Annotated in this window: 10 protein-coding genes; 5 read left to right on the top strand and 5 right to left on the bottom strand. The window is 27.0% G+C overall.

The genetic code is table 11. The annotated features are described in order from the left end of the window. Positions 1 to 3 precede the first annotated feature (3 nt). Complete coding sequence (locus MHL31_RS09925) at positions 4 to 933, top strand: type IX secretion system membrane protein PorP/SprF (protein WP_240225799.1); 930 nt, start codon at positions 4 to 6, stop codon at positions 931 to 933. A gap of 49 nt (positions 934 to 982) precedes the next feature. Further along, positions 983 to 2,917: an OmpA family protein gene (locus tag MHL31_RS09920; RefSeq protein ID WP_240225798.1), complete on the top strand. Its 1,935-nt coding sequence runs from the start codon at positions 983 to 985 to the stop codon at positions 2,915 to 2,917. Positions 2,918 to 2,983: 66 nt separating this feature from the next. On the opposite strand, the gene MHL31_RS09915 is transcribed toward MHL31_RS09920, so the two are convergent. Next, a complete protein-coding gene (locus tag MHL31_RS09915; RefSeq protein ID WP_240225797.1) occupies positions 2,984 to 4,102 on the bottom strand; it encodes a TlpA disulfide reductase family protein in 1,119 nt (372 codons plus the stop codon). A 59-nt stretch (positions 4,103 to 4,161) separates the two neighbouring features. Continuing rightward, positions 4,162 to 4,671 (bottom strand): CvpA family protein, encoded by a 510-nt coding sequence (locus MHL31_RS09910; protein WP_240225796.1) that lies wholly within the window; start codon positions 4,669 to 4,671, stop codon positions 4,162 to 4,164. A 64-nt stretch (positions 4,672 to 4,735) separates the two neighbouring features. Between MHL31_RS09910 and MHL31_RS09905 the strand changes: the two genes are divergently transcribed. Both MHL31_RS09905 and MHL31_RS09900 read left to right on the top strand, forming a co-directional pair. Continuing rightward, positions 4,736 to 5,095 (top strand): hypothetical protein, encoded by a 360-nt coding sequence (locus tag MHL31_RS09905; protein ID WP_240225795.1) that lies wholly within the window; start codon positions 4,736 to 4,738, stop codon positions 5,093 to 5,095. Between the two features lie 162 nt (positions 5,096 to 5,257). Beyond that, positions 5,258 to 6,607, top strand: coding sequence for a thioredoxin-like domain-containing protein (locus MHL31_RS09900; RefSeq protein WP_240225794.1), 1,350 nt, complete (start codon positions 5,258 to 5,260; stop codon positions 6,605 to 6,607). 83 nt (positions 6,608 to 6,690) lie between these two features. On the opposite strand, the gene MHL31_RS09895 is transcribed toward MHL31_RS09900, so the two are convergent. Beyond that, the gene (locus MHL31_RS09895; RefSeq protein WP_240225793.1) at positions 6,691 to 7,065 is read right to left on the bottom strand and encodes a NifB/NifX family molybdenum-iron cluster-binding protein; all 375 of its coding nucleotides are present in this window, start codon (positions 7,063 to 7,065) and stop codon (positions 6,691 to 6,693) included. Between the two features lie 23 nt (positions 7,066 to 7,088). After that, the gene (locus MHL31_RS09890) at positions 7,089 to 7,496 is read right to left on the bottom strand and encodes a DUF134 domain-containing protein (protein ID WP_240225792.1); all 408 of its coding nucleotides are present in this window, start codon (positions 7,494 to 7,496) and stop codon (positions 7,089 to 7,091) included. A 94-nt stretch (positions 7,497 to 7,590) separates the two neighbouring features. Here MHL31_RS09890 and MHL31_RS09885 point away from each other — a divergent pair, with 94 nt between their 5' ends. After that, positions 7,591 to 7,965: an acyl-CoA thioesterase gene (locus MHL31_RS09885; RefSeq protein WP_240225791.1), complete on the top strand. Its 375-nt coding sequence runs from the start codon at positions 7,591 to 7,593 to the stop codon at positions 7,963 to 7,965. On the opposite strand, the gene MHL31_RS09880 is transcribed toward MHL31_RS09885, so the two are convergent. After that, positions 7,962 to 8,321 (bottom strand): YraN family protein, encoded by a 360-nt coding sequence (locus MHL31_RS09880; RefSeq protein ID WP_240225790.1) that lies wholly within the window; start codon positions 8,319 to 8,321, stop codon positions 7,962 to 7,964. The genes MHL31_RS09885 and MHL31_RS09880 overlap by 4 nt on opposite strands. Positions 8,322 to 8,430: the final 109 nt, after the last annotated feature.

The following is an 8,430-nucleotide window of genomic DNA, read 5'->3' as shown; positions in this document are numbered from 1 at the left end:
TAGATGAAAAATAAAATTTTAGCATTTGGATTGCTCCTTTTAGTTGGTTATAGTTATGCCCAGCAAGATGCACAATTTACACAGTATATGTATAATACTATAAGTGTTAACCCTGCATATGCTGGATCTAATGTTGGAGCAAGTCTTTTTCTATTAAATCGTTCACAATGGGTGGGTATAGATGGTGCGCCCGTTACAACAAACGCATCAATTCACACCCCAATAAATAGAAGTAATGTTGGTTTAGGTTTGTCTATAATTAATGATAAAATAGGGCCTTCAGATGAAAGTACCGTAGCTATAGATTTTTCATATACATTATTAATTTCTGATACTTATAAATTAGCATTTGGTTTAAAAGCTAGTGGAAATTTACTAAATATTGATTTTAATAAGTTAAATCAATACGATCAAAACGATTATAGTTTTGAAACCAATGTAGATAATAAATTTTCGCCTAATGTTGGTGTAGGTTTGTATCTATATTCAGATAAAACTTATATTGGTTTATCAGCACCTTATTTGTTAGAAACGAAACATTTTGATAAATATGCAGATGTTGGAACAAATAGTTATATAGCTCAAGAACGACTTCATTATTATTTAATTGCAGGTCATGTTTTTGATTTGAGTACTGATTTAAAATTTAAACCTTCTTTTTTATTAAAAACAGTTGAAGGGGCTCCTTTACAGTTTGATATTTCAGGGAATTTTTTAATTAATGAGAAATTTACTGCAGGTGTTGCTTATAGATGGGACATTGCTGTAAGTGCATTGGTTGGATTTCAGGTTAGTGATTCCTTTTTTATTGGCTACGGTTATGATTTAGAAACCACAAAATTAGCAAACTATAATTCAGGATCTCATGAAATATTTTTAAAGTATAATTTCTTTAATAGATTTGGAAAAGTAATATCGCCTAGATTCTTTTAATACTATTAAAAATTAAAAATAACTTTAAAATTCCATTAAAATAAGAAATATGAAAAACATAATAATTGTAATTTTTATAAGTCTATCAACCCTAGGCTTTGCACAAGAAAAATATAAGATAGCTGATAGTTTTTTTGAGAAAATGCAATATTTAGAAGCTGCTAAAGAATATAAAGCAGCAATCGATAATGGAGATAATTCAAAAGATGTTTTTCAAAAGATAGGGGATGCATACTATTTTAATACCAATATGGAAAGTGCCAATAAATGGTACGGTAAATTAATTACCTTGTATAAAGAAGCGTTAAATGCAGAATATTTTTTTAGATATTCAAAATCATTTCAAGGTATTGGAAAATACGGAGCAGCTAAAAAATGGATGAAAGTATTTGAAGAGAAAAGTAATAAAAACCAATTAAATAAAACTGCTAATTTACAAGCAAATTCAGAAGTTATTTTAGACCAAGAACAGCAATTTATACTAAGTAATTTATCAATAAATACTGTGTTTTCAGATTTTGGTCCTATGTATTATAATGATAAATTGGTATATGCTTCTGCAATTGATTCTACTTATAATAAAACTAGTAATTATAAAATTAAGAAACCACTTTTTTTTAATCTGTATTTGGGAGATATAGACTATAAAAATACAGATGTAACTATGGTTAAAGATTTTTCAAAAGTGTTAAATTCTAAATACCATGAAGCTACATTGTCTTTTTCTTCAGATTTCAAAAAAGTATATTATACACGTAATAATTACAATGGAAGTGGTGTAGATGGAGTAAAAATAAATAGATTAAAGCTTTATAGTGCTACATTAGTTGAAGGAGTTGATGGAAAAAAAGATTGGCAAAATATTAAAGAATTGCCATTTAATAGTGAAGAATATTCTGTAGGCCATCCAGCATTAAGTGCAGATGGAACAAAATTATATTTTGTTTCAGATATGCCAGGGTCCATAGGTGAAACGGATATTTTTGTTGTTGATATTTTAAAAGACGACGTATATTCTAAACCTCGAAATTTGGGGACTAAAATTAATACCTCTGGAAAAGAAATGTTTCCTTTTATAACTAAAAACAAGTTGTATTTTGCTTCTGATGGACATAATGGTTTGGGAGGTTTAGATGTTTTTGAAAGTAATTACAATACTGTTTTTGAAGCTGCTATTAATTTAGGCGCACCGCTAAATAGTGTTTTAGATGATTTTGGCTATATTGTTAATGAAGAAACTAATAACGGTTTTGTATGTTCGAATAGAAATTCAGGTAAAGGAGATGATGATATCTATTTTTTTGAGAGAATTCCGGTAGGTGATTGTAAACAATTTGTAGAAGGATATATTTCCAATAATTTAACCGGTGAGAAAATTTCTGATGCAACTGTAAGTCTATATTCAAATGAAGGGGAGAAGTTGGAGGAAATTCAAACTGATATTAATGGAAATTATTCTTTTGAAAAAGAAATTAGTTGTAATACCAATTACCTAATAAAGGTTAAAAAAAGAGGGTATAACGTTAAAGAAAAACCATTTTTAACAACAGAAAAATCACAAAAAATAACTATACCTGTTGGGATAGATAAATTAAATAAACTTATTGTAGAAGAAAATGGTTTGTTAAAAATAAAAGTAGGTACAATTTACTTTGATCTTGATAAATGGGATATTCGAGTAGATGCTGCACTTGAATTTGATAAAGTTGTGTTTTTATTAAAGCAGTATCCAAAAATGATAATAAATATAGAATCGCATACCGATTCTAGAGGAAAAGATGCATATAATTTAATTTTGTCTGACAAGAGAGCAAAAGCAACCAGAGATTATATTATTTCAAAAGGTATTGATGCAAAAAGAATAATTAGTGCCAAAGGCTTTGGAGAAACTCAATTAATAAATAAATGTAAAAATGGAGTTCCTTGTTCAGAAATGTTACACCAACTAAATAGACGGTCTGAGTTTATAATTCTTAAAATGTAATTATTACTTTTTGAAGTTTATTTTTACTTTGAAAATACAATTGTCTAAATTATTAAAAAAGGGTAATTAATTATATAATTTTTTTATAAATGCAGCTAGTTTTTCTCCGTGCAAATTACTTGCTATAATTTTCCCTTCTCTATCTATAATATAATTGGTAGGAAGTGAAGAAATTCCATATTCAATAGCTACAGCTGTTTTAAAACCTTCAACAGTAGAAACATTTGTCCACGTTCTATTGTCTGTTTTAAGAGCTTTTAACCAACGTTCTTTATTAGAATCTAATGATATACCATAGATTTCAAATCCATTAGAATTATAATCGTTATAGAGTTTATTAAGTAGTTTGCTTTCTGCTCTACAAGGAGGGCACCAGCTAGCCCAAAAATCTATTAATGTATATTTTCCTTTAATAGTGTCTAGATTGATAAGTTTATTAAATTGATCGGGCATTTTAATATTTGATATACTACTACCAATACTTGTTTTTTTAAGAAGTTCAATTTTTTTAACAAGTTTATTTGTAATTTCTAGATTTGGGTGCGCATCTTTAAAGTTTGAAACAACTTGACCTAAAGTTTCTAAATTCTCATTATTCCATCGTATAGAAGTAGGGTAAATTGCTATTGAAGTTCCCATAGTGTCTTTTATAAATTGTGCCAATTCATTTAGGTGTATTTTATAGTTTTCAACTTCAAGTGTTCTTAAACTAGTAATTAACTGTTCGTTTCCATCTTGCTTTAAATTTTTTATACGATCTCTTACAGAGGTAACTAATCGGTTTAATGAGTTTTTTCTAAAAGTTTCATAATCGGTTAATAATTGAGTGTCATTAGAACCTGAAACTATTAAATCATCGTTTAAACTTCCATTAATCTTAATGTGTTGCCCTTTGTTTATGGCTAGTTGAAGTGTTTTATTACTATTAAATGTTAGGTTGTATATGTTTGGTTCTAAAAAATAGACAGCATCAAATTTTCCGCGTTTGTCAACTTTTAAAGTGTCAATTATTAGAGCTTTTTTACTTTGAATATCTTTTACTTCTGATAGTATTATATAATCTGTTTCTAAATCTGAAATATTTCCAGAAATAATAAATGAATTATTGTTTTTTGTTGTACACCCATTTAATACTAAAGTTAAAAATAGTATGGTTAATAAATTTAGGTAGTTAGTAAGTTTCATTATTTAAAAAGTTTAATTTCTTTGACGTAAATACTTATTTTAACTAACAGATTTATACTTTAAATATTTAAATCCGTTTCTTCCTTAACAACAGTTAAAAAGTTTGGAAATAAAGTAGGTGCTAAATTTTTTATAGGTTCATATAAAATAGAAGTCTCTTTTTGATCTTCAGTAATAAATGGAATAGTATTGTTTAACTTAGTAAAAATCAAAAGCGCAATACTTAAAATAAGCCCTATTTTTAGAATTCCAAAAACACCGCCAAGTAGTTTGTTTAGCATTCCAAGAGCTGCAAAATCGGCAATTTTTGTAAATAATTTACCCAATAAGCCAATAGCTAACACAATAATAGCAAAAGTAATAGCAAAAGAAATTATAGTAATATATCTTTCTTCCCAAGATAATCTGTCAGATAAAAAATCTCCAACAAAATAAGAAAAGTGAATTGCGCCATAAACACCGGCAATTAAGGCAAGTAGTGAAGCTATTTCAACGAATAATCCTTTAAACAAACCTCTAATAAAACCTAATAATAAGAGTGCGGCAATAATAATGTCAAAAGTATTCATATTAATGTTTTTGTAAATATACATGAATCGATTTGTATATTTGTAACCTAACAAAAAATATCAAATGGCAAGAGATGAAAAATTAAAGGAAGATTACGAGCGAATTCTCGAAATCTTAGCGAGCAGGTTTGGAGATGGTGAGCAGTTAAACTTAGATGCAATTATTTATTTAATAGGTGTGCAAGAATTAGGAAAAGGTGCTATAGAATTTAAAAAAGATGACAAAGTTAATTTAATGCATATTGCAATTTGTAGGTTATTAGAACCCTTTGGTTATTACGAATTTGACTTTTTTGATGATGATGGTTGGCCACATTATAAAACTTTAGAAGAATTACCTCCGTTAAAATCTGGCGAACAAACTGTGCTTATGAAAGAAGCTATAGTTTTATATTTTAAAGAACAAGAATTAATACCAAATTAATTTAGTTATTGTTTTAAATTAATACACAGAAGTGTATAATTTTAGAGCAGCTTGAAATCCAAAATACGTTTAATTTGTTAACTAATAATAAGTGATTTTATTAAAAATAATAGAATCACTTATATTTGGTCTAATTTTTGAATAATTGTAACAAAAAATAAAATGTTAAAAAAAATAGTATTAATACTGTTGTTTATCAGTGCAGCAGCTCAAAGTCAAACTTTTATTAAAGGAACTATGAGTCCTGTAATTAGCGATTTAGAATATGTAATTTTATATCAACTAAAAGGATCAAAACAGTTATATGTTGCTAATGTTGATATAGATAATGGGGAGTTTACAATAGATTTTCCTGAAAATTCGCCAAAAGGAGTCTATCGATTAATGTACGATATGAACAATGGAGGATATGTAGATTTTTTATATTCCAAAGAAAGTGTTGAATTAAAATTTAATCCAAGTTATCCTTTTGGAACTACTGAATTTATAACTTCCGAAGAAAATAAACTCTACGAAAATTATAAATCTAAAACAGATAATTTAAAGCAGCAATTAGATTCTTTACAGTTAGTATATTTTAGATTACAAGATGAATCTGCACTTAAACTTACAAGTGAAAATTATAATAAAACGCTTAAGAATTATAAAGAAACACAAGCGGATTTTATAAATAAATCTAAAAACAAATTAGCATATAATTTTATAAAAGCAAGTGAAAGGTACTATGCTCCTGAAGTATTTTCTTCTCCACAATTATATTTAAATAGTGAAAAATTACATTATTTTGATGCAGTTGATTTTAATGATATTGTATTACAAAATTCAATTTTTTATACTGAGAAAATTGTAGATTATGTATTTTATTTAAATAGGTCAGATGAAATTGATGTTCAAAATAAATTGTATATAAATGCAGTAAATGAAATTTCAGAAAAAATAGGGGATAATACGGCGTTAAAAAGTGAAATGTTAATAACATTAATGTATAATTTTTCTCAGTTAGAAAATATTACACTTATAGATTATATAGTTGAAAACCTCTATAATAAACTTCCAGTAGAAAATCAAAATCAAGCAGATATTGATCAAATATTAGAAAGTGTTAAATTGGCTGTTGGTAGACCAGCACCTGATTTTACTTGGGATGAAAAGGGCATACAAAAAAGTTTATATAATGAAAATGAAGCTTCAACTTATATGTTAATTTTTTGGAGCACAACTTGTTCCCATTGTTTAAATGAAGTTCCTCAATTGTACGATTTACTGAAAGATGATGAAGATGTAAAAGTTATTGCTATTGCTCTAGAAAATGATGAATTAGGCTTTAATCATTATTCTGAAAAATTTGAAAAATGGACAAATGTTCTTGGTTTAAATAAATGGGAAAACCCTATTGGAAATGCATATGATATTACATCTACACCAAGTTATTTTATTTTAGATGCTAATAAAAAAATAATTTCTAAACCTTATGCTTTAAGTGATGTTCAGAATTATTTTAAAAAAGATTAAAATAAATTATATAGGCTGTTTAAAATATTTTGAAAGTTTAAAATAACACAATATTACTATTTTAAACAGCCTAAATTTTTGATTTAATGGCTACATTGGTGGTCTTCTTCATGTGTATGAGAACACGTAATACCATTATCTAAAATTTCTCCTTTTAAAAAGTTAGTTACAATTTCTTTAGTATTTCCAGTACAACCGCGTATTACTTCAATATTAAATTTATTTAATACGTTAATTGCTCCCTGACCTATTCCTCCGGCTAGCATAATAGTTACGCCGTGTTCAGCTAAAACTTGGGCAATATTAGATTTACAACCGCAACCTTGATCAGATGCCAATATTTGAGTTGCAATTATTTTGTTTTCTTCTGAAATAGTATAGATTTCATAAAATTTACATTTCCCAAAATGATCTTCTATTTGGTTATTTTCAGTAACTGGTATTGCAATTATTTTCATTGTTATTTAATTTTAAAAGACTATTAATTATTTATTTTAATTAACTCTTTAGAGTTATTTTCATTGTTTTTTATGCATTTGCTATGGTGTTTTTTGTCTTCAATAAGTTTAAAACACTTTTTGCACCTATGCCATTCTTTTTCAAACTCATAGTTGCCGCCATCAATAACAATTGCTTTTCCTTCAACAAATGCTTTGGTAATATTTTTTAGAGCTTTATTATAAATTCTAGTTAGCGTTGGTCTGGAGATATTCATTAATACAGCTGCTTCTTTTTGTTGTAGCATTTCATAATTAACCAAACGAATACTTTCATATTCTTCCATAGTTAATTGTATAACTTCAAGTTTACATTTAGGAATTCCAAAAGGTTTAAACCCTTTCATTTTTGGAGGTTTGGAAACTCTTCTGTTTTTTTCTGGTCTTGCCATATTAAATCTAAAAATCAATTTAAAGTACAAATATAATGAACCTAGGTTCATAATTATAACATTATTAGTTATATTTGATAAATTTTTTATTTTAATGGAAACAAAAATTAATAATTCAGTAACTACCCAGTATAAAGTTGTTTTTTCTAATATGTTAAACGATCAAAATAATTTGTTTGGAGGAATTGCAATGCAATGGATGGATGAAGTTTCTTATATTACCGCAATGCGTTTTACAAGAAAGAAAATGGTGACTGTTACAACAGATAAAATTAAATTTTTAAAGCCTGTAAAAGCTGGTGAAATAGTTCAGTTAATAGGAAAGGTTGTTAAAGTAGGATTGGTAAAAATTACAATTCAAGTAGAGCTGTTTTCCGAGCAATTAGATACAGGAATTAAACAAAAAGCAATTGAAGGTTTTTTTGTGTTTGCTGCAGTTGATACAAATAATAAGCCAATTAGAATTTAAAAGTGTAAAAAGGCATCCTCAATATGTTCAATTTTAAAACTGTGTTGATTTTTTAAAATTGCAATAATATCAAATCGGACTTCTACATCTAAATCTTTTGTGGTAATGTATTGGTTAATAGCCTCTACCAATAGTCTAATTTTTTTTGGGTTTACAAAGTCTTGAGGATTTCCAAAATAATTGCTCGAACGTGTTTTAACTTCTACAACAGCTAAAGTTTCACCTTTTAGTGCTATAATATCTACTTCTGCTTTTTTATAAAACCAATTTTTTTCTAGAATTTGATAGCCGTTTTTTAAAAGATATTCAGCAGCAAGCGCTTCTCCCTTTTTTCCTAATTCATTATGTGTAGCCATTTTTTTGATTTTTAGTAGTTATAGTCAGAATGAGTATTCTAAATATTTCTAAGCTTAAAGGTACTATAACTTTTTATAAAATGAGCTAAATAGAAAAAGGCTGTATAAA

It is taken from the genome of Lutibacter sp. A80 (assembly GCF_022429645.1).
GTDB lineage: Bacteria > Bacteroidota > Bacteroidia > Flavobacteriales > Flavobacteriaceae > Lutibacter.
Note: the sequence above shows the minus strand (reverse complement) of the source record. Positions and strands in the feature narration are given on the sequence as shown.